This window comes from Ureibacillus massiliensis 4400831 = CIP 108448 = CCUG 49529 (assembly GCF_000772965.1).
GTDB classification, from domain to species: domain Bacteria; phylum Bacillota; class Bacilli; order Bacillales_A; family Planococcaceae; genus Ureibacillus; species Ureibacillus massiliensis.
The window spans coordinates 1-22,900 of the sequence record NZ_JPVQ01000024.1; the positions used below are offsets into that span (position 1 = coordinate 1).

The following is a 22,900-nucleotide window of genomic DNA, read 5'->3' on the forward strand; positions in this document are numbered from 1 at the left end:
CTCTGTATTTTTCGTTGCAATTCTCTGCACTTTTCTGTTGCAAAACACACTAACAAAGGCTTTCGGCTATATGGTCTCCCGAGCCTAATGTTGTCGAATCTATCGATATAAATAAATAGAGTAAAGAAGAATTTAAATAAATCTGTTTTAATAGGTTTTTTTATAACGTTAAAAATCTTCACAGTTAAGTAAGTTCAAAACAAAAAATAAATCTGTGGAAAATTGCGGACAAAAGAGTAAACAACTGATCTATATTATTCGCATTCGAATTGCGATAATTTCCTCTAAACCAAAAATTTAGAATTTCAGTAAAATAAATTAAAGTAAAAATATAAACATTTAGCACGATCAAATTTAGATATATATATATTCAAGAAAAAATGAAAAATATACTTAATGAAAAATCACTTACTCTGTACTTTTATAATGTCTTTAAAATATGCATGGCAATGTTCAATAAATTTATTAATAATTTTTGCTTGATATGTGTTGTTATGTTGTAGTAGACCAATTTTACGTGTAAAAGGTCCGTTTTTAATACGTAAATGTTTTAACTTTTCTTCTGATAAATCGATTGCTGTATGTGGAGTAAACGAAACCCCTTTTCCATTTTTTATTAGTTGTAAAATAGTTGTAGCTTCCTCAACCTCAACACGATATTTTGGAACGAAATTATATCTTAAACACAGACTATCGGTAAACTGACGATAGGAATAATTGGTTGACAAACCAATAAATGGCGTATCTTTAAAATGTTGCAAATCAATTTCATTAAAATTTGAAATTGGGAAAGTCGAAGGTACTGTGAGGAATATTTCCTCTTCAAACAAAGGTATCCATTTAATATTTGGATGTGTAAATTCACTTGCCGAAATACAAATATCGTATCGTCCATTTTCGATAAAGTTGTAGAGATTCTCCTTTGAAAGTGAGACTTGTTGGTAATGGATATTCGGATATTTTTCCATAAAGGAATCTACTAAATTTGTAAATATATATGGTAGGGTTGTAATTATAGACAAGCTTCCGTTGTCCTCTTCTCGATGCTCTATTAATGCCTTTTCTAAGTATTGTAATTCTTTAAAAATTTGTTTTACCCTTGTAAACAAAAACTCTCCGTTTTTATTCAATGAAATGCGTTTACCACTTCTATAAAACAAATCCATTCGTAATTCATCTTCTAAAGTTCGAATCGCCTTACTTAAAGCAGATTGGGAAATTAATAATTCTTTAGAAGCAGATGAGACGTTTTCATACTTTGCTACAGTGTAAAAGTATTTCAGTTTTAATAAATCCATTTTATGTCCCCCTTATTATTATCAATATTTATTTGTTGAGATTATTTTAAATTTAATTGAAATTCCAGTGAATTATTAAATCGTAACTGTTTATAATCATCAATTTTTTAAACTTTTTACTGTTTCTTTACATTATTAAACGTTAATTTAAAGTGTTATTTATGAATATTTAAGAGAAAACAAAAATGTTTATTTAAACGTAAATTAAGATACAAGAGATATTTAAAGTAAACTAAAATTGCTACTTATACTCACCTTATATTCCATTAGGTTATATCTATATGAATTATTGGTAATTCCAGAAATGTTTATTAGGATTTATAATCAAATCAGAAACTCAAGTATTTGATTATTTTTTATATTCAGAAATCTTGGTAGGTGAATATACAAAATCGTAATCGTTTATATCCCAAAAGTTCACTGATAAATATTGAGAAAGCGATTACATTTTGTTTAAACCTTAAATTTCTTTTTTATATATCATATATCATATATGATATACATTCCATAAATTTTAAAAAATTCCAAAAAGATATAGATTGGTGGTGATTATTTTGAAAGGTTATAGAACAAAAAAAGATATTATTTATGAAACTTTGAAAAAAGAAATTTATGAAGGTTTTTATGAATTTAATGAAAAATTAGTAATTACTCATATAGCGAAAAGATTTAGTAGTAGTGAAATCCCTGTTCGTGAAGCTTACAACCAATTAAAATCCGATGGTCTGATTGAATTCAAGCCACATATCGGTGCAGTAGTGAGTAGTTTATCAAAAGAAGATATAAAAAATATCTTTGAATTACGGATTGAGTTGGAAGGCCTTGCAACTAGATTGGCTGTTGATCATTTAAATGAATCAGATCTAGAAGAGCTTCATGAAATAATAGGTGAATCTAATAATGCAATTGAACAAGATAATTATTCTTTGTATGAACAGAAAAATATTGAATTTCATATGAAAATATATAATAAATGTAAAAATCCGCTTCTAGTAAAGACGATTAAAGATTTATGGAATAATACAAATCGCTATCCATCTGTTTTTAAAAGTAATATGGAACATGTAAAGATATCATTACAAGAGCATGAAGATATTTATCATGCACTTGTGCAAAAAAATAGTGTGATTGCTGAAGAAAAAATGCTGAAACATAAGGCAAGAGCTGGAAGAGAAATTTTACGAATTGCTCAAAAAGAATTTTATGAAAAAATAGATGAGTCAAAGATGAAGGAAATACAAAATATACAAAGATTGTGATTTTGAATATAAGGAGAGTGAATTAGGATTAAATGAAAATTATTACCTATCTAGAAGAAAATAAAATTTGTGTTGGAGTAGTGCAAGAAGACAAAATTATAGATATTTCAGATGAATTTCCAAATGTATTAACAATCATTGATCAGGGTGATGAAGCGATTCAACGTATTCGTAGTAAGTTAGCATCGAAGACACATTTTAGATCATTTGAGAAAAAGAATTTGTTATCACCAATTCCGAAATTGAGGCGGAATATTATCTGTGTGGGTTGGAATTACTTAAAACATTTTGAAGAACGTACCAGACAAGATATTAACTTACCTGATAAGCCAACTGTTTTTACAAAAGCTACAGAGTCAATTGCAGGACCATATGAAGAAATACCGTACTCTACTAAATTTACAAGTCAGTTCGATTATGAAGCAGAACTTGCGATTGTTATAGGAAAAAAAGGTAAGCAAGTTTCCGAAGAAAAAGCTATGGATTATATTTTTGGTTATGCATGTGCTAATGATTTAAGTGCAAGAGATGTACAAAATGCACATGGCGGTCAATGGTTTTTAGGGAAAAGTATGGATAAGTCTTGTCCTTTAGGTCCTTGGATTGTCACAAAGGATGAGATTGAAGATATTCAAAATTTGGATATTAGTTGCAAGGTCAATGGTGATGTTGTTCAGTCTAGCAATACAAGTCTTATGATTTTTCCAATAAGACAAATAGTTTCGGAGATTTCCAAAGGTATGACACTTATGCCTGGTGATATTATTTTGACTGGGACACCTTCTGGAATAGGTGCAAAACGAAACCCTCCACTTTTGTTAAAACAGGGCGATGTAGTAGAAGTATCAATTTCAAAAATTGGTAGTATTAAAAATCTAATAGTGGAACAAAAAGTTTAATTTCCTAAAATTATAAATGAGGTGAAAATATGTCTTTTAAAGTAGATTACAGTAAATTTATGTTATATCCAAAAAATTCGATAAAAGTAGATGAAGTAAACAGTGTTAATGGGATTGTATGGAAAACAGGTTCAGAAGGCGAAAAAATTTGGATGGGTTATTTAATTGTTGAGTCAAAAGCAGCTTCTACTCCTCAACATCATGAAAATTCAGATACAGTACACTATGTGTTAGAAGGAGTAGTGAAGTTTTATTATGGTGAAGGTTATCAAAAATTTGTGGAGCTAGGTAAAGGTGATTTCATATATTTCCCACCATATGAGCCTTATAAACTTGAAAATGAGAGTACTAGTAAAGTAACAATTGTTACAACGATGGCTCCTTATTATAAACTAGTAAAAATTACGGAAAGTGATTCTGTAGTTAATCCTTCAGGTATAAATGAAGATTTAGAAGTATTAATTGTGAGAGAAACAGAATTAAATGACTCAACAAATCAAACAGATAATTTGCCTAGAAAAACAGCAGTTCAAGCACCTAATTTATGGATTGGTCGTGTTTCAGGTGCGCCAGCAAAAGATTCAGGTGCACACCATCATGGTGAAGCGGAAACAGCGGGATTTATTGTAAGTGGCAATACACGTATATTACACGGGGATAATTATGAGAAATATTCCGATATAACACCAGGAGATTTTTTAAGGGTTCCTCCATATCTTCCGCATATTGAAAGAAATTTAAGTGAAACAGAGTCAGTTGAGTTTTTAACTGCGCGAAATCCTAAAAATATTGTCGTGAACTTAGATTAATAGCAAATTTAATATCAGAAAATTACGAAAATTGTAAAGGTGGGTATACACTTGAGTTTTCCAAAGTATGTAAAAATCCGAGAAGTAGGGCCACGAGAAGGGATGCAAATCGAAGAAACCCATGTTGCAACCGAGAATAAAATCCGCATTATTGATTTATTGTCTGAATGCAATATTCCTATCATTGAAGTTACTTCGTTTGTTAGCCCTAAATGGGTACCTAAAATGGCAGATGCGGAACAAGTAGCAGCGGGCTTTAAGAAATTCCCTAATATTAAATATGAATGTTTATATTTAAATGCAAAAGGAATTGAACGTGCTCAAGCAACAGGTAAGTTTGACTTAGATGGCGTTTTAAGTATTACAGCAAGTGAAACATTCTCTAAAAAAAATACAAATCTATCTATTGAAGAAACATTTAATGAAATGGAAAAACGTATTCAAACGTTAAATGACTATAATGTCCCTATAACTACCCTGGCTGTCATGACAGCGTTTGGTTGCACATATGAAGGGGACAAAAATCCTAAACAGGTAGTGAACTTAATTAGTCGTTCATTTGAAAAAACGAATGAGTTTGGGATTCAACCAAGTAACATTCTTTTAGGCGATACAGTAGGTTGGGCAAACCCAGTTACAACTGAAAAATTAGTAGCCCTGCTACAAGATAAATGGCCAGATAAAAATATTGTAATGCACTTACACGATACACGAGGTATGGGAATAGCCAATGCTTATGTGGCATTAAAAATGGGAATTACACAATTTGATTCGTCTGTAGGAGGATTAGGTGGTTGTCCATTTAGTGGTGCAAAAGGAGCAGCTGGAAATATAGCCACAGAAGATTTAGTGCATATGTGTCATGAGTTAGGAATCTCAACTGGCATAGATTTAGATAAATTAATTGATGTAACTCGAGAAATAGAACATATTTTAGGGCGTGATCTCTCAAGTAAAGTAGCGAAAGGTGGGACTCTCGATTCCTATCGTCAACGTGCCACTAGTTAACAATAAATATAAACTTAATCTTATTTCTTTAACTGAATGCTTATTTAAAGATATCTTCCTTCCGGATGATGCCTTACTAGGAATAGATGGAAATGGTTTTAACAACTAATGTGACAATTAAATAGTGAAAGAATTATTCAAGTTAATGCCTGTGTAGACGGTGCACCACGTTGTGTAGATTTACCATTACTTATTTAACAGAGCATGAGAAATTCGATAAACGTATCTCAATCAGCAAGTTACCCGATATTTTAGCAGAGAGTAGAAGCTGCTAGAGCATTATTAAATCAAACAGCGTTTAGCTACAATGAGGGGAATGTATTAATTTCTATGACGAAAGAAATTATCTCTAAATATATGTTACAAGCGGAACGTTTTAAACAATCAATTACTAATTAAGAAGGGGGATTTATTATGACAGCTGTCAACCAGGCAATGGGTATAGATGCAGAAGTGTATGAAAAAATAGCAGAACTCAAAACGTCTGACAACCGTTCGTACTACAAAAAACTAAAAGAAGCAGGAAAGATGTTCGTCCGTGACCGAATCAAGTATTTAATCGATGAGGACAGCTTTGAAATAGAAGATGGATTGTTTGCACGGGTAAAAGAAGAGGACTTTTTACCGTCAGATGCGGTGGTCACATTAGTTGCTAAGATTAATGGTAAACCTGTTGCCATTATTGCTAACGATATGACAGTAAAAGCAGGAACATGGGGAATTAAAACGATTGAAAAGATTATGCGTATGCAAGAATTAGCTAGCAGACGTAAAATTCCGTTAATCTACATGATTGATTCGGCTGGTGCACGATTAAATGAACAATTTGATACTTTTATCGATCGTCGCCATGCAGGGAATATTTTTTACAATACCGCTAGACTTTCTGGGAAAATTCCACAAATTGCGTTAGTATTTGGACCATCGCCTGCCGGAAGTGCATATTTACCAGCCTTATGTGATTTTGTTGTCATGGTTGATAAAAATGCGAGTGTTTATTTAGGATCACCTCGTATGGCCGAAATGGCGACAGGGGAAAAGGTATCCATGGAAGATATGGGGGGAGCCCGTATGCACAATACCGTAAGTGGCTTAGGCGATAAGTTAGTCGAAACAGAGAAAGAGGCATTGGATGCTGCGAAAAAATATTTAAACTATATGCCTCAAAATTGGGAAGAAAAAGTACCATTAATTGAACCTATTGAACCGGTAGTAGGTAAAAAGATTGAAGATTTAGTACCGAGTAATCAACGTGTACCAATGGATATGTACCCCGTAATTGAGCAATTAGTGGATAAAGATTCTTTCTTTGAATTTAAAAAAGAATATGCAAAAGAAATTATCACTGGTTTTTCTCGTATTGGTGGAAGAGCAATTGGGATTGTTGCAAACCAAGCAAAAATAAAAGGGGGGGTATTATTCCCTGAATCTGCTGAAAAGGCAGCACATTTTATTTCATTATGTGATGCGTACAATATTCCTCTATTGTTCTTAGTCGATTTACCAGGATTTATGGTAGGTAGCACCGTTGAAAAGAAAGCTATTATTCGTCGTGGAGCTCGTATGTTATCAACGGTAGCAAATGCTACAGTACCACGAATTAGCGTAATTGTTAGAAAAGCATATGGTGCAGGTTACGTGGTAATGTCTGGAGCTTCTATGCAACCAGATGCTTGTATTGCACTACCACAAGCACAACCGGCGGTCATGGGTCCTGAAGCTGCGGTAAATGCTATGTATTTCAATAAAATACAAGCAATTGAAGATCCTGAAGAAAGACAACAATATATCAATGAGCAAAGGGAAAAATATAACGATGACATAAACGTCTGGAGTGCAGCATCACAATTATATATTGATGATGTTGTACCTGGTGATAGATTAAGGAAAGACCTAATAAGTCGATTTGAACTTTATTGCGCGAATAGAGATATTTTAGAAAATATTTCTACAAAGAAAACCGTAATTAGAAGAGGATAGATAAAATACTTAATAAGGTTGGATGAACTATGATTTCTCTAAATGATAGAAGAAAGTCGTTTTTAAGTAAAAGCAAAAATTGGCTTCCTGAACCTATTCACAAATTTTTCTTTAAAATGGCTGATCAATACAAAGATAACGATTTTATTATAGATGAGAATAAAACTTTGACATACAAGGATGTCATGGTTCAAAGTAAACAACTTGGTGCAGCATTATTTAGCATTGGTTTACAAAAAGGAGAACATGTTGCATTAATTTCACCAAATTATGGCGAATTTATAGTTTCTAAGCTTGGTGTTGCAGTAGCTGGCGGAGTATTAGTTCCATTAAATTACAGATTAAAGAAAGAAGAATTTAGTTATTTGATTAATCAATCAGATTCTTCTTATGTAATTACACTTGATGTATGGAACTCTACGGATTTTATTTCGATGTTAAAGGAACTTTGCCCAGAAGTGTTTCAGGGTGAAAGCTCTATAGAATTTCCTAAACTTAAGAAAATCATTGTATTTTCACCTCAAGGAAAAAAATACCCTGGAACTATTGATTTCAATGATTTGATATCTTCAATAGAAAGTGAACAGGCTGGAAATATGCTTAAAGATTTACCAGAACAAAATGTAAACGATATCACTGACATAATGTACACTTCTGGTACAACATCTTTTCCTAAAGGTGCGCTTATAACACACAATATGATTTGGCGTAGTGCATTTGGTAGTTGTATTAACCGTGGATATCAAGAGAGTAGAAGAATTTTTGTTCCGATTCCGTTTTATCATTGTTTTGGATATATCGAGGGTATTATTGCTGTATCAATGGTAGGTGGAACATTAATAACACAAATTAACTTCAATGAATCGGAAGCATTAGACCTTATGGAGGCTAAAGAAGCTGATGATATCCTCTGTGTACCTACAATCGCAATTAAAATTCTTCATGAGCAACGTGCAAAACCACGTAGAAATTTGAAATTTTCAGCAATGTATTGTGCTGGTGCGGAAGTATCAATCGCATTATGGAAAGATCTTAAAGCTGTATTTAATATCAACGAACTAATAACGGGATACGGAATGACAGAGTGTGCAGCAGGAGTATTACAGACGTCTCCAGAAGATGATATCTCATTTCTTAGTAAATATGTAGGTCATGTTATTCCTGGGGGACATTTAGGAATTAAAGAATTGTGTGGTAATAATATCCAATTTAAAGTAAAAGATCTAGAGACTGGTGAAGATTGTCCTATTGGAAAAGCAGGAGAACTTGTTTGCAGAGGTCCATTAGTTACAAATGGATATTATAAAAAGCCTGAAGATACCGCAAAAGCATTTGACGAAGATGGATGGTTGAAAACTGGAGATATAGCTGTTATTGACGATAATAGTTATATTTCTTTAGCCGGTCGAATTAAAGAAATTTATCGAATAGGTGCTGAAAATGTAGCCCCGAAAGAAATTGAAGATATCCTAACAATGCACGAAAAAATTAGTCAAGCCTATGTAATTGGTGTACCAGATGAGATTATGGGCGAAGTTGGTATGGCTTGGATTGTACCAGAAGTTAATGAAACATTGACGGATAAAGAAGTATTTGACCATGCCATGAAAAATCTAGCAAGATATAAAGTCCCGAAATATATCAAATTAGTCGAACACTCCGATCTTCCAATGACAGCAAATGGAAAAATTCAAAAATATAAACTTAAAGAAATCTATTTCGAAGAAAAAGAAAAACTTCAAACATTATTTTAATGTTAATTACAGCTATCTTATTCTGAATATTCTATATTTAATGAATTATTAGATTTTATAAAAACGTTAAAAGGAATGATTATCAATGGAAATTTTATCAAATATGTCAGGCAGTGTATGGAAAATTAATGTCAATATAGGTGATCAAGTAAATAAAAATGATACAGTTGTGATTTTAGAGTCAATGAAAATGGAAATACCAGTCGAATCCTCATTTGAAGGTGAAGTAGAAGCAATTTTAGTAAATGAAGGTGACTTCGTAAATGAGGATGACGTCATAATAAAATTAAAATAATGTCACTCAGATAGAAAGGTGATTAAATGTTTAAAAAAATTTTGATTGCAAATCGAGGGGAAATTGCATCTCGAATTATCAGAACTTGTCATTCAATGGGTATAGAGACAGTCGCCGTATACTCAGAAGCAGATGCAAATGCACCTCATGTAAAGTTAGCATGTGAAGCTTATTTGATTGGTAAACCGCGAGTAAATGAAAGTTATCTAAATGTGGAGAAAATAATAGAAGTAGCAAAAAGAGCGAAGGTTGATGCTATTCATCCTGGATATGGTTTCCTATCAGAAAACAGCTTATTTGCAAAAGTTTGCGAAGAAAATGGCTTTGTTTTTATAGGTCCGACTCCAGAAGTCATTGAAAAAATGGGTGATAAACTTCAAGCTAGATTAGCTATGGAAGCGGCAGGAGTACCAATTGTGCCTGGTAATAGCACTCCGCTTTTTGAGCTTGAAAAAGCTAAAGAAGTTGCAGAAACAATTGGATTTCCTTTAATGCTAAAAGCATCTGCTGGCGGCGGTGGAATCGGAATGCAAGTAATTCAAAATATGAATGATTTAGAAAAGTTATTTGATGGTAATCGAAAACGCGCAGAAAGTTTTTTTGGAAATGGCGCAATGTTTCTTGAAAAACTTATTGAAAATCCGCGCCATATCGAAATTCAAATACTTGCAGATCACAAAGGAAATACGGTTTTTCTTGGTGAACGAGAATGTTCTATTCAGAGGCGTCATCAAAAGGTAGTAGAAGAAGCACCTTCAAAATTTGTTGATAACCAAACGAGAAAGAATATGGGTGAAACAGCAGTAAAAGCTGCTAAATCAATAGGGTACAGCAATGCTGGAACAGTAGAATTTATAGTAGATGATGAAAAGAACTACTATTTCTTAGAAATGAATACAAGATTACAAGTAGAACACCCGATTACTGAAGAAATTACAGGATTAGATCTAGTTGAACAACAAATTAGAATCGCTTTTGGGGAGCTACTTAATATACAACAATCTGAAGTTGAGTTAAAGGGACATTCAATAGAGGTACGTATTTATGCAGAAGATCCTGTTACGTTTTACCCATCCCCAGGAAAGGTTACAAAATTACAGCTACCAACTGGTGAAAATATTCGACATGAACTAGCTATTGAAGAAGGACTGGATGTATCTCCGTTTTATGATCCGATGATTGGAAAATTAATTGTTACCTCCAATCTTAGAGAAGAATCAATTGAGAAACTAGCTCGAGCATTAGATGAATATGAAATAGAAGGTATTAAATCTAATATCCCGATTTTAAAAGAGATTATTAGACATCCAGAATTTAATAAGGGTAATACGACAACTAGCTTTATCAATAATTACTTATCATTATCTCATAAATAGTCTTTAAATATTCCAACTTGATATTTTCTTAGTATTAAGGTGGAATAGTATAACAATAATTGGAGGTTTGTAGAGTGGAAAATAACCACATTATTGTAGAAATAAAAAATGGAGTTGCAACCTTAATTTTAAATAGACCTGAAGTCCATAATGCACTTTCTAGTGACATGATGCTTGGTTTTGTAAACGCTTGCGAAAAATTATCAGCTGCAAGTGATGTGAAAGTTGTTGTTTTAACAGGTGCTGGTGATAAATCCTTTTGCTCAGGAGCAGATTTAGGTGGAATGGACAGCAATGATAGTGTGATGAGTTTTAAGGAACATGTCACTAAATATCAGAATTGTTTGAAGGCTTTATATAACATCAAAAAACCAGTAATCGGAGCAATTAATGGTTACGCATTGGCTGGTGGTCTTGGTCTGGCAGTTGCTTGTGATCTTGTATATGCAAAAGAATCTGCACAATTTGGAGCACCAGAAATTAATGTTGGATTGTGGGGAATGATGATAAGCGCGCCACTAGTTAGAACAATTGGTAGTAAGAAAACTTTTGAATTAATGTATTCAGGTGACCGCATTAATGCACAAAAGGCAGTAGAGTTAGGATTAGTTAATGATGTTTATTCTGATGATATATTTACAGAAAATGTATATAAAATTGCAGAAAAGTTAGCAGGAAAGAATCCTGTTGCTCTAATTCAAGGAAGAGAAGCGTTAAATATGATTCAAGATATGGAATATGAGAAAGCTTTAAATTACTTAAGGGATCAAGTTGTTATTTTGAGTAGAACGAATGATTACAATGAAGGATTAAAAGCGTTTAAAGACAAGCGCCAACCTATTTGGACGGGTAAATAAGTAGTTTTTAACTATATTTGTTAATTTATGTATTAAATACCTTAACATAGTTTCCGATTTATTTATCGAATACTCAGTATTTAGAGAACTGTATTGGAGTGTATTGTATATGGAAATGTATTTTGATGACTTTTCAATTGGAGATGAAATGATTAGTCCACGTAGGACAGTTACTGAAACAGATATGGTTCAATTTGCTGGATTATCAGGTGACTACAACCCTTTGCATGTAGATGAGGTGTATGCACAACAAACACCATATAAAACAAGAGTCGCTCATGGACTTCTTTCTGTTGCAGTTATAACTGGACTTCAATCCCAAATGGGAAATGTTAATGGATCAACGCTTGGTTTGTTAGAGATTAATTGGAAATTTAAAAAGGGAGTAATTCCCGGTGATACAATTTATGCAAAATTTGTTGTAAGAGACAAAAAGGAAACTTCAAAACCAGATAGAGGTGTTTTAACAAGAAATGTCTATGTGATAAATCAAAGGGATGAACTAGTATCAGAGGGAGAAATTGTTTTATTAATGAAAAAATCTAATTAAGGTAGTTACAAAGGGGAGGAAAAGTTAGTGAAAAAGAAACAATTTTTATTGTTTGTAGGATTTTTAAGTTTACTTTTACTATTATCCGGATGCTTGAATAGTCAAGAGCCACTTTCAGAAAATAACGAATCCTCGGATTCAACAGATCCAATATCGTGGAGAATGTCAAGTACCTATACAAACGGATCTATCCAGTTTCTCCGAGATGAGAGATTTGTAGAATTAGTAAACCAGTTAAGTAACGGAAGGCTAAATATTACATTGCACCAAGCAGGAGAACTAGTACAAAGTCCGCAATTGTTAGAAACGGTTAGTAGCGGAACTATCCAAGCAGGGGGAGACTGGCCAGGAACATGGTCTGGATTAAATCCAGCATTTAGTTTATTGGGTACGAGTGCGGCTGGAATGAGTGTATTTGACTATGGTATGTGGATTCAAGCAGGGGAAGGTAGACAAATGTATAACGAAATTTATGGTCAACATGGGCTTGTTTATATCCCTTACAATTTGATTGCTACAGAATCAGGGATTCGCTCAAATAAACCAATTGAATCTTTAGAGGATTTAAAAGGATTAAATATTCGGTTCGTAGGAACTGTTCAAGAACGTTTGATAAAAGAATTTGGAGCAAATCCAGTTAATATTCCAGCAAGCGAATTATATGAATCAATTCAAAGAGGAGTAATCGATGCACTTGAATTTAGTGGGCCAGCAGGGGATAAAGCTATGAATTTTGACGAGGTTACTAAGTATGTTTCTACACCATCCTGGCATCAGACATCTTCAGTAACTGGCGTAATGATAAACAAAAAAGCATGGGATGAACTTCCTGATGATTTGAAAACTGTTGTTGAGGTAGCGGCAAAAACGACAATGCTTGAAACAACATTTAATGAATTATACCTTGATGCGCAGGCAGCAGCTGAAATGAAAGACTCTGGAACTATTCAAACTACTAAATTGTCAGATAGTGAGGTTCAGTTAGTTATTGAAAAAGTTAAAGAAATTCAAGAAGAGTTAGCTAATGAAAATCCAGATTTTGAAATGGTATTAAATAGTCAAAAACAATTCATGAATGAATACGCAGATTACAGAGACGTTTTAGGACCGTGGGGATTCGGTTCAAATGTTGAAACTTTAGTTGATTGATTAACTAAAATTATATTTTAAAACTATAATTCTGTTCCACCTGTTAAGTAAAAGAGGTGGATAAAGATTATGGTAGAGGGGGGGAATGTTTGGTTTGCAAATTATTAATAATTTCATAATTGTTATAGATAAAATTAGCGATTGGGTTGGGAAAATTTGTTCTTGGTCAATAATACTATTAACTTTTCTTATAGTATTTGAAGTAATAAGCCGGAGAGTTTTTAACTCTCCGACAATTTGGACATATGAAGTAATCACGATAGTATTTGGTTTTCATTTTATGCTTGTTGCTGCTTATGCCCTTCTTCATAAAAGTTTGGTATCTGTAGATTTATTATATAGTAGACTATCGCGAAAAACACAGGCAATTATGGATATATTCACTTATACTATATTCTTTTTCCCATTTGTCATTTTTGTCTTTTCTGTCGGTTTTGGAAATGCTCTAGATTCTTGGAGTATTTTAGAAACTTCCTCTTCCTTATTTGGAGCACCAGTATATATAACAAAAACTGTTGTACCACTGGCATTTGGATTATTGTTGCTTCAAGGGATATCCGAGCTTTTGAAAAAAGTTCAAATCTTAGTTGAGGAGGCAAAAGCGTAATGGCAGAAATAATGGCTCTTTTACTTTTTGTCGGATTAATAATAGGACTTATGACTGGTCATGCAATAGCATTTGTTCTTGGTGGAGTTGCTTTAATTTTTGGATTAATAGGTTGGGGTCCACAGACAGTAAATATTTTCGTAAATGGAATATATGCAACTATGAACAATTATACATTAGTTGCAATTCCCTTGTTTACATTCATGGCAAACTTATTAGGAAGTTCTAAAATTGCAGAAGGACTTTTTGAATCATTGCGTTATGTTTTAGGTGGACTTCGTGGGGGAATTGCCCTAGCAATAGTAGTTGTATCAACCGTTTTTGCTGCAACAACGGGTGTAGTAGGTGCTTCAGTTCTGACGATGGGCGTTTTAGGAATCCCTGTTTTAATGAAGTATGGATACGATAAACGATTATCAACAGGTGTAATCGCAGCTGGGGGTACATTAGGTATACTAATTCCGCCAAGTATCATGTTAATTGTTATGGGAGCACAGGCACAAGTATCTGTGGGATCTTTATTTAAATCAACTATTATCCCAGGTTTAATTTTAGCGTTTTTTTATGGTTTATATGTGTTATATATTTGTTGGAAAAATCCTGAATATGGACCAGCTTTAACTAAGGAAGAAATTAAGGCTGTACCGTTTAAAGATCGTGTATTTGGAATATTGAAAAACTTAGTTCCGCCATTAATTTTAATAATGGCTGTACTTGGAACGATTTATACAGGTATTGCAACACCAACTGAAGCTGCAGGTGTAGGGGCATTTGTCGCTTTAATTATGACAATCTGTTACAGAAAATTCTCTTTCAAAATGCTTAGTGAAGCAGTTTATGACACTGCTAAAACTACTGCAATGGTTTTAATAATAATGGTCGGTGCTACTGCATTTTCTTCAATGTTCCTTGGATTAAATGGAGCCAAGGTCATTGAAAGTTTCGTTGAGTCTATGGGATTCGGACAGTGGGAAACATTAATTTTCATGTTAATCATTGTATTTATTTTAGGGATGTTTATAGATTGGGTTGGTATCGTTATGATTATTTTCCCAGTTTTCATGCCTATATTGAAGACATATAGTTTTGACATGGTGTGGTTGGTTACAATTATTGCCTTATTATTACAAACATCATTCCTTACACCACCTTTTGGTCACTCATTATTCTATACAAAGGGAGTTGTAAAAGATTCAATCCCTATGTCGGATATATATAAAGGGGTTGTACCTTTCATCATTATAATAATAATTGTTCTTGTTTTAACAATGATTTTCCCAGGTATTGCATTATGGTTACCAAGTGTCTTTAGTTAATAGTTTTATAACTGAGAGAGGTGAATAGATATGGGAATGCTTTTTTCTAATTATCAAGTTAAAAATATTATTCTTAAAAATAGAATTGTTATGTCTCCAATGTGTATGTACGCTTCTTCAGAAAAAGATGGTAGAGTCACAGAGTTTCATAAAATTCATTATGCATCGAGAGCATTTGGACAAGTAGGTTTAATCTTTTTAGAGTCAACTTCGGTCGATCCACAAGGGAGAATATCAGTATTTGACCTAGGGATTTGGGATAATTTACATGTACAGGGTTTAAAATCTATTGTAGACGCTGTACATAATGGTGGCTCCAAAATAGGTATTCAGCTTTCACACGCTGGTCGAAAGGCTATTGTTGAAGGTTCAGTTTATGCACCATCCTCAATTCGTTATAAAGAGGGTATGAAATTACCAATAGAAATGTCATATGAAGATATAAAAAGAACAATAAATGACTTTAAAAATGGTGCAATAAGGTCTCAGGAAGCAGGTTTTGATGTAATTGAGATTCACGCAGCCCATGGATATTTAATAAATCAATTTTTATCTCCTTTATCGAACAAAAGAACTGATGAATATGGTGGAAGTAGAGAAAATCGCTTTCGTTTTCTAAAAGAAATTATAGAAGAAATTAATAGCATATGGAATGGACCATTATTTGTTAGAATATCAGCTTCAGAATATCATCCTGAAGGTAATAAAATTGAAGATTTCATCTACTATGCACAAATGATGAAGGAGCTGGGTGTAGATTTAATAGATTGTAGTTCAGGTGCAGTTGTTCCAGCAAAAATTGATGTCTTTCCAGGTTATCAAGTAAAATTTGCCGAGAAAATTAAACGAGAAGTAAATATTGATACGGGAGCTGTCGGCTTGATTACAAATGCCCTCTTAGCAGAAGAAATATTAAATAATAAAAGAGGAGATTTAATTTTTATTGCTAGAGAACTTTTAAGAGATCCTTACTGGCCGTTAAGAGCAGCTGTTCAATTAAAGGAAAATATAGATTTCCCCAACTCTTATGAAAAGGCTTGGACTGAAATATTACCAATTAATAACAATGCAATATATCAAAGATGGTATCCAGGGAAAGAAAGTTAATGTCCATATAAAACGGTGTGTGTAAATAACTTAAAGGGAGGTATTTTGATGAAACGGTTAGAGAATAAAGTTGCCATTATTACTGGAGCTGCAAATGGACAAGGAAAAGCAGAAGCTATTCTGTTTACTCAACATGGGGCAAATGTAGTTATCACGGATATTGACGAAGAGAGCTTAACTAAGACAGCGAAGGAAATTTCGGATCTCGGAGGAACCGTGCTTGCTATAAAACATAATGTTTCTACTGAAGAGGATTGGAAAAATGTAATAGAGCTTACGATAAAAGAATTTGGAAAATTAGATATATTAATTAATAATGCAGGTATTCTTTTAAGAAATAGTCTTGAGGATACAACTCTTGATGAATTTGAAAAAATTCAAGCTGTTAATACTCGAGGTACATTTCTAGGAATGAAACACGCAGCAGCACTGATGAAAGAAAGTGGAGGTGGTTCAATAATTAATATTTCATCGATCTATGGGTTGGTAGGCAGCAAAGGATCAATAGCATATCACTCTTCTAAAGGTGCTATAAGACTTATGACTAAAGCAGCGGCTATTGATTTAAGTAAAAATTATATTAGAGTTAACTCGATTCATCCAGGTGTAATTGAAACTGCAATGTCTAATGAGATTGTAAAAAATGGTGTACACCCACTGAAAGTATATGTCCCTTGGCCTGAACTTGGTCAACCTGAGGATATTGCAAATGGAGCACTTTATCTAGCTTCTGATGAATCAAAATATGTAACCGGAAGTGAATTAGTGATAGACGGTGGTTATTCTGCACAATAAAAATTATAGGGGGTGATGAACTTAGTGATTACTAGAATGGGGATATTAAAAAAACTAGATAACATTTCTATTGAACAATTTAAAAAATATTGGCTAGAGGTACATGCTCCCATTGCAGCTAAAATTCCTAATCTTCTAAAATACCACCAAAATCATGTAGTTAACTCTGCACAACTTGGAATTGAGTATCGGAGAAGTAGCCATATAGTTGATGGTTTTTCACAACTTTGGTTCTCTAATTTAGAGGATATGCAAGAAGGTTTCTCTTCAGAAATAGTAGAATTAATCGATAAAGATGAAAAGAAGTTTATCGGGCAGTTAAGTTTAGTGACAGTAAAACAAAATATTGTTATTCCGGTTATTAATGACAAACCGCTTATTAAAAGAATGTCTCTACTGAAACGAAGACCAGATGTAGATAAAAAAACCTTTCAATATGAATGGGCAGAAGTTCATTCTGAATACTTGAAAGCAATGCCTAATGTTAAAGGGTATATCCAAAATCATATAATCTCAAATGATGATATGCGAAAAACATCAAACTTGCTTATAGATTCAAAGATTGATGGGATAGTAGAACTGTGGTTTGAAGATGTTAAAAGTTTAGAAGAAGCTTTTGGTTCGGAAAATGGTCAAAAAACTATGGCGCATGCTAGTACTTTTATTGAAGAAATCAGTACTTTTTTGGTCGAAACACACGAAATAATTGATTAAATATCATTTATATACTGTGAATCTCTTAGTTTAAGACTTGCTCAATGATTACTGGAAAAGGAAGAGAGGTTTATGCAAGATGATTTCTGTATTGAACAGGGGTCATCTTTTTTAAGTCCCACTGGTATCTATATTGGTTATATTATTGGTTCTATACCCTTCGACTTCTCTATTCAATTCGTTAAAAACATAGTATGACAATATATAGGCATGTTCCATTATTTTGAAGAAAATAAAAACGTTAGTATTATTGATATACCAACGTTTTAAGTATTTTATGGTCTCGACAGGGCTCGAACCTGCGACCCCCACGTTGTCGACGTGATGCTCTCCCAGCTGAGCTACAAGACCGTTATTTAAGAAAATATTAGCATAAAGAGGAAATTTTGTGAAGTTTTATAATACAAATTATGAATCCCGTTAGAGTAGTGGATGAACTATCTAATGGGGTTCATTTATTATTTATAATTCTCATTTTTATACATATTAATTTGCTTTTTCTCCTATTGGAATATTTGGCTGCCTCAAAATAAGCTTTAAAAGTTCTGTAAACTACTAAGAATCTATACTTTCTATTCATAGTACTTCTAAGTTATAATAGTAAAATGTGTGAAATTAATGGATAACGCTTATGATCTTACTTATGTGAGAGTTTAATTATAGATAAGTATGTAGGAGGAAACAGAATTGACGATTACTAAAGGTGAAACATTAGTTGTTGATATAAATCGATTAGATGAAAAGGGTTCTGGACGCGCGGTAATATGGCGTGAGAATGAAAAAGGCGTTTCAAAAAAATTACGTCTCACTATTCCACAAACACTTCCTGGTGAAACTGTACAAGTTACGGTGGATAATCCTGAACGTAGAAGAAGAAAAGCTATCCTAGAGGAAGTTTTAGAATCGAATCCGGAAAGAATTGCAGCACCATGTCCTCATTTTGAGAAATGTGGTGGATGTGTATGGCAGCATTGGGACTATCAAGGTCAATTGAAACAAAAAACAAATCATGTGAAGCATGCTATAGAATCACAAGGATTTGATCCGAATTTAGTACGCGATACGATTGGAATGGATAATCCATGGCATTATCGAAATAAAATGGAGTTCACTTTCTCTAAAGATGGTTCATTAGGTTTACATGAACAAGGAAACTTCCGAAAAGTTATTTCCCTTGAAACTTGTTTAATCGCGGGTAAAGAAATGGTTGAAGCAGCAATGGAAGTAGCAGATTGGGCAAAAGCTCACGAATTGTCAGGTTATGATAAAGACGCTCACGAAGGTTTACTACGTCATTTAATGGTAAGACAATCCTTTGCTACGGGTGAAATCATGCTTGCATTATTTGCAACAGAACCACCTGTTGAAAATGCTGCTAATGATCTAGTTAAACGTATTCAAGAGAAATTCCCGCAAGTAAAGAGCTTATTATGGCTTGAAAATACAGCTTGGGCTGATCGTACTCAATCAGAAAAAACTCATGTCTTAGATGGACGTGACTTTATATATGATGAAATGAGTGGCTATCGTTTCCGTCTTTGGTTTGATACATTCTTCCAAACAAATCCTACTCAAGCTCAAAAATTAGTAGATTTAGCGATTGAAATTGGTCAACCGAAGAAATCGGAAAAGATGATTGATCTATTCTGTGGTGTTGGTACATTCTCACTTCCATTTGCAGCAAGAGTAGGGGAATTAGCCGGAATTGAAATCGTTGAAACTTCGATAGAATCAGCAAAACGAAATGCGGCAGATAATGGAATAGACAACACATACTTCTTAGCGAAAGATGCAAGAAAAGGAATCGACGAAGTGTTAGAAACATTTGGCAGTCCTGAATTACTTTTACTTGACCCACCACGTTCAGGTGCAGGCGGAAAAGTAATGAGAAGAATTGGCCGTTCCAAACCACAACGTATTGTCTATGTATCATGTAATCCAGATACATTCGCGACTGATATAAAAGAACTTGAGCAATTTGGTTATGTATTAAAAGACGTTCAACCAGTGGATTTATTCCCTCATACGGTGCATGTGGAGTGCGTGGTAAAGCTATATTTGAAAGAAGATTACGAAGCGGAATTCAATAAGAGATAACAATAATAAGCGCTGGTTGGATGTGATGTCCTCCAGTTTTTTTTATGCCAGAACATATACTCTCTGACATCAATATGTCTTCAAGATGGTGTATAATAGTGTAAACGATTTGTCGAATAAAGGAATTTCCAGTTAAATTGTGGAATAAGTCCAAAGAACTATTAGGCTGGTATTACGGAGTGATCTTGCATGAAGTTTTATAGGTGGAAGGAAACTTCAAACCTATTTAGAAGTGCTTCTATAATCAATGAATAAGAAGAAAAATTGGAGGTATACAAATGTCAAGTACAGCACAACGTGCCGAATTACAATCTCAAATCTGGAAAATAGCCAATGATGTCCGTGGCTCAGTAGATGGATGGGATTTTAAACAATATGTTTTAGGAACGCTTTTTTATCGATTTATAAGCGAGAACTTTTCTAGTTATATTGAAGCTGGAGACGAAAGTGTCAAGTATGCAGAACTTCCTGATGATATTATAACGGAAGAAATCAAAGAGGATGCCATTAAAACAAAAGGGTATTTCATATATCCGAGTCAGCTGTTTGCTAATATTGCGAAAACTGCCAACACAAATGAAAGCTTGAATACAGATTTAGCTGCCATATTTTCAGCAATTGAAAGTTCAGCAAATGGTTATCCATCTGAACTAGATATTAAAGGATTATTTGCCGATTTTGACACGACAAGCAATAGATTGGGAAATACAGTGAAAGATAAAAACAGTCGTTTAGCTGCAGTCATTAAAGGAGTTGAAGGGCTTAATTTTGGTGATTTTGAAGATAGTGAAATTGACATTTTTGGTGATGCCTATGAGTTTTTAATCTCTAATTATGCTGCCAATGCTGGTAAATCTGGAGGAGAATTTTTTACACCGCAGAGCGTGTCTAAGCTTATTGCTCAATTAGCAATACACAAGCAAACAACTATTAATAAAATTTATGACCCAGCATCTGGTTCTGGTTCACTTTTATTACAAGCAAAAAAACAGTTTGATGCTCATATTATTGAAGATGGTTTTTATGGGCAGGAGATTAACCATACAACATATAACCTTGCTCGTATGAATATGTTTTTACACAATATAAACTATGATAAGTTTAATATTGCATTAGGAAATACGCTATTAGACCCTCACTTTGGTGATGAAAAACCTTTTGATGCTATAGTATCTAATCCACCCTATTCAGTAAAGTGGATTGGAAGTGATGACCCAACCCTTATTAATGATGAAAGATTTGCCCCTGCAGGGGTTTTAGCTCCAAAGTCCAAAGCTGATTTTGCTTTTGTACTTCATGCCCTTAGTTACCTTTCAAGCAAAGGTCGTGCTGCTATCGTTTGTTTCCCAGGTATTTTTTACCGTGGTGGTGCAGAACAAAAAATTAGAAAGTATCTGATTGATAATAACTTTGTTGAAACGGTTATTTCATTAGCACCTAACCTTTTTTATGGGACTCCAATAGCGGTTAATATCTTGGTTCTTTCTAAACATAAAACCGATAATAAAACTCAATTTATTGATGCAAGTGGAGTAGATTTCTATAAAAAAGCAACGAATAATAACATACTTACAGATGAACACATTGAGAAAATTATGGAAATATTTGACAACAAAGAAGATGTTGAACATGTTGCAAAATCTGTTGATTATGATGCAATCGTTCAAAATGATTACAACCTATCTGTGAGCTCCTATGTGGAAGCAAAAGACACAAGGGAAGTAATAGATATCAATGAGTTGAATGCAGAAATAAAAACGACTGTAGCAAAGATAGACCAACTTCGTGCTGAAATTGATGACATTATTGAGGTGATTGAATCATGATTAAGCCGAATTTTTTGGAGAAGTTGCTTGATGGGATTGAAGTTGAGTGGAAGCAGTTAGGGGAGGTGGCTGAACTCTATGGAGGTCTTTCAGGCAAAAAGAAGGAAGACTTTGATAATGGAAACGCCTTATACATTTCGTATAAAAACGTATTTGATAATATAGAAATAAATTTTGATAAGCTGGAATCTGTAAAAGTGTCCGATTCAGAAAACCAACATGAAGTAAAATATGGTGATATTTTGTTTACAGGCTCATCAGAGACGGCAGAAGAAGCAGGGATGTCTTCCTCTGTTACAACAAAGTTTGAATATAAAGTCTATTTAAATAGTTTTTCATTTGGGGTAAGGTTTAACGATGATATTCAGATAATACCACAATTTTCAAAACATTTATTTCGCAGTCGTTTTATGCGTACTGAAATTGCGAAGACAGCTAGTGGTGTTACGCGTTTTAACATATCTAAAGCAAGATTTAAAAAAATCCAAATCCCCATCCCTCCTCTAAAAGTACAAGTAGAAATCGTCCGTATTTTGGACGCCTTCACAGAGCTTACAGCAGAGCTTACAGCAGAGCTTACAGCAGAGCTTACAGCACGTAAAAAGCAATATGAGTATTATCGTGATAAGTTGTTGACCTTTGAAGAGGGAGAAGTTGAATGGAAGACGTTGGGGGAACTTGCCGAAAATCTTGACTCAATGCGTAAACCGATTACTAGTGGTTTAAGAACGTTTGGTGATATTCCATATTATGGAGCATCTGGTATTGTTGATTATGTAAAAGATTATATTTTTGAAGGGGATTTTTTGCTTGTTTCGGAAGATGGGGCAAACTTGGTTGCCAGAAATACACCAATTGCATTTAGTGCAAGTGGGAAAATATGGGTAAATAATCATGCTCATGTGCTTAAATTTAAGACTTATGAAGACCGTAGATTTGTTGAATTTTATTTAAATCATATTGATTTAACTCCCTATATATCGGGGGCGGCTCAACCTAAATTAAATAAGAAGAATTTGAATGGCATCATGGTTCCTAATCCTTTACCTTTACAAAAAAGGCGGATAGTATCTATTTTAGACAAATTTGAGGCTTTAACTAACTCAATCACTGAGGGTTTGCCTCGTGAAATAGAGTTGCGTCAAAAACAATACGAATATTACCGTAATATGCTTCTTAGCTTTCCAAAAGAGGAGGTGTAAAA

The 22,900-nt window shown here is 33.6% G+C and carries 20 protein-coding genes, 1 tRNA gene and 1 pseudogene; 19 read left to right on the plus strand and 3 right to left on the minus strand.

What is annotated here, in order from left to right; translation table 11 throughout:
* Positions 1-404 precede the first annotated feature (404 nt).
* A complete protein-coding gene (locus CD30_RS12475) occupies positions 405-1,298 on the minus strand; it encodes a LysR family transcriptional regulator (RefSeq protein WP_036177477.1) in 894 nt (297 codons plus the stop codon).
* Between the two features lie 554 nt (positions 1,299-1,852).
* Between CD30_RS12475 and CD30_RS12480 the strand changes: the two genes are divergently transcribed.
* The 16 genes from CD30_RS12480 (at position 1,853) to CD30_RS12555 (ending at position 17,773) form a co-directional block, all read left to right on the plus strand.
* Positions 1,853-2,557, plus strand: coding sequence for a GntR family transcriptional regulator (locus CD30_RS12480; RefSeq protein WP_036177480.1), 705 nt, complete (start codon positions 1,853-1,855; stop codon positions 2,555-2,557).
* A gap of 32 nt (positions 2,558-2,589) precedes the next feature.
* Positions 2,590-3,456 carry a fumarylacetoacetate hydrolase family protein gene (locus CD30_RS12485; protein WP_036177483.1) on the plus strand — a complete coding sequence of 289 codons (867 nt, stop codon included), beginning with the start codon at positions 2,590-2,592 and terminating at the stop codon, positions 3,454-3,456.
* 29 nt (positions 3,457-3,485) lie between these two features.
* Positions 3,486-4,265 carry a cupin domain-containing protein gene (locus CD30_RS19575; protein ID WP_052126191.1) on the plus strand — a complete coding sequence of 260 codons (780 nt, stop codon included), beginning with the start codon at positions 3,486-3,488 and terminating at the stop codon, positions 4,263-4,265.
* A gap of 51 nt (positions 4,266-4,316) precedes the next feature.
* Positions 4,317-5,273, plus strand: a complete 957-nt coding sequence (locus CD30_RS12495; RefSeq protein ID WP_036177485.1) for a hydroxymethylglutaryl-CoA lyase — start codon at positions 4,317-4,319, stop codon at positions 5,271-5,273.
* Between the two features lie 414 nt (positions 5,274-5,687).
* The gene (locus CD30_RS12500; RefSeq protein ID WP_235802057.1) at positions 5,688-7,253 is read left to right on the plus strand and encodes an acyl-CoA carboxylase subunit beta; all 1,566 of its coding nucleotides are present in this window, start codon (positions 5,688-5,690) and stop codon (positions 7,251-7,253) included.
* A gap of 29 nt (positions 7,254-7,282) precedes the next feature.
* Positions 7,283-9,007, plus strand: a complete 1,725-nt coding sequence (locus CD30_RS12505; protein ID WP_036177487.1) for a class I adenylate-forming enzyme family protein — start codon at positions 7,283-7,285, stop codon at positions 9,005-9,007.
* Between the two features lie 85 nt (positions 9,008-9,092).
* On the plus strand, positions 9,093-9,302 hold the full coding sequence (locus CD30_RS12510; RefSeq protein WP_036177489.1) for a biotin/lipoyl-binding carrier protein: 210 nt from the start codon (positions 9,093-9,095) through the stop codon (positions 9,300-9,302).
* Positions 9,303-9,328: 26 nt separating this feature from the next.
* The gene (locus tag CD30_RS12515) at positions 9,329-10,678 is read left to right on the plus strand and encodes an acetyl-CoA carboxylase biotin carboxylase subunit (protein WP_036177491.1); all 1,350 of its coding nucleotides are present in this window, start codon (positions 9,329-9,331) and stop codon (positions 10,676-10,678) included.
* A 74-nt stretch (positions 10,679-10,752) separates the two neighbouring features.
* Positions 10,753-11,535 carry an enoyl-CoA hydratase/isomerase family protein gene (locus CD30_RS12520; RefSeq protein ID WP_036177493.1) on the plus strand — a complete coding sequence of 261 codons (783 nt, stop codon included), beginning with the start codon at positions 10,753-10,755 and terminating at the stop codon, positions 11,533-11,535.
* A gap of 109 nt (positions 11,536-11,644) precedes the next feature.
* Positions 11,645-12,085: a MaoC/PaaZ C-terminal domain-containing protein gene (locus CD30_RS12525; RefSeq protein ID WP_036177495.1), complete on the plus strand. Its 441-nt coding sequence runs from the start codon at positions 11,645-11,647 to the stop codon at positions 12,083-12,085.
* A gap of 27 nt (positions 12,086-12,112) precedes the next feature.
* The gene (gene dctP / locus CD30_RS12530; RefSeq protein WP_052126193.1) at positions 12,113-13,234 is read left to right on the plus strand and encodes a TRAP transporter substrate-binding protein DctP; all 1,122 of its coding nucleotides are present in this window, start codon (positions 12,113-12,115) and stop codon (positions 13,232-13,234) included.
* 85 nt (positions 13,235-13,319) lie between these two features.
* Entirely contained in the window at positions 13,320-13,841 is a 522-nt protein-coding gene (locus CD30_RS12535) for a TRAP transporter small permease subunit (protein WP_036177497.1), read from the plus strand.
* Positions 13,841-15,157 carry a TRAP transporter large permease gene (locus CD30_RS12540; protein WP_036177500.1) on the plus strand — a complete coding sequence of 439 codons (1,317 nt, stop codon included), beginning with the start codon at positions 13,841-13,843 and terminating at the stop codon, positions 15,155-15,157. Before CD30_RS12535 ends, CD30_RS12540 begins: the two co-directional genes overlap by 1 nt.
* 30 nt (positions 15,158-15,187) lie before the next feature.
* The gene (gene namA, locus CD30_RS12545; protein ID WP_088350779.1) at positions 15,188-16,264 is read left to right on the plus strand and encodes an NADPH dehydrogenase NamA; all 1,077 of its coding nucleotides are present in this window, start codon (positions 15,188-15,190) and stop codon (positions 16,262-16,264) included.
* Positions 16,265-16,312: 48 nt separating this feature from the next.
* Entirely contained in the window at positions 16,313-17,059 is a 747-nt protein-coding gene (locus CD30_RS12550) for an SDR family NAD(P)-dependent oxidoreductase (RefSeq protein WP_036177502.1), read from the plus strand.
* A 15-nt stretch (positions 17,060-17,074) separates the two neighbouring features.
* Entirely contained in the window at positions 17,075-17,773 is a 699-nt protein-coding gene (locus tag CD30_RS12555; protein WP_084077886.1) for an EthD domain-containing protein, read from the plus strand.
* Positions 17,774-17,843: 70 nt separating this feature from the next.
* On the opposite strand, the pseudogene CD30_RS20745 reads toward CD30_RS12555, so the two are convergent.
* Both CD30_RS20745 and CD30_RS12560 read right to left on the minus strand, forming a co-directional pair.
* A pseudogene (locus CD30_RS20745) lies at positions 17,844-17,912 on the minus strand (IS3 family transposase); the annotation flags it as partial.
* A gap of 139 nt (positions 17,913-18,051) precedes the next feature.
* Positions 18,052-18,124, minus strand: a tRNA-Val gene (locus CD30_RS12560).
* Between the two features lie 336 nt (positions 18,125-18,460).
* On the opposite strand from CD30_RS12560, the gene rlmD reads away from it, so the two are divergent.
* From rlmD to CD30_RS12575, 3 genes are all read left to right on the plus strand, one after another.
* Positions 18,461-19,870: a 23S rRNA (uracil(1939)-C(5))-methyltransferase RlmD gene (rlmD, locus tag CD30_RS12565; protein ID WP_036177507.1), complete on the plus strand. Its 1,410-nt coding sequence runs from the start codon at positions 18,461-18,463 to the stop codon at positions 19,868-19,870.
* 278 nt (positions 19,871-20,148) lie between these two features.
* Positions 20,149-21,696, plus strand: a complete 1,548-nt coding sequence (locus tag CD30_RS12570; protein WP_036177510.1) for a type I restriction-modification system subunit M — start codon at positions 20,149-20,151, stop codon at positions 21,694-21,696.
* Positions 21,693-22,898, plus strand: coding sequence for a restriction endonuclease subunit S (locus tag CD30_RS12575; protein ID WP_036177514.1), 1,206 nt, complete (start codon positions 21,693-21,695; stop codon positions 22,896-22,898). The genes CD30_RS12570 and CD30_RS12575 overlap by 4 nt, the downstream gene beginning before the upstream one ends.
* Positions 22,899-22,900 lie beyond the last annotated feature (2 nt).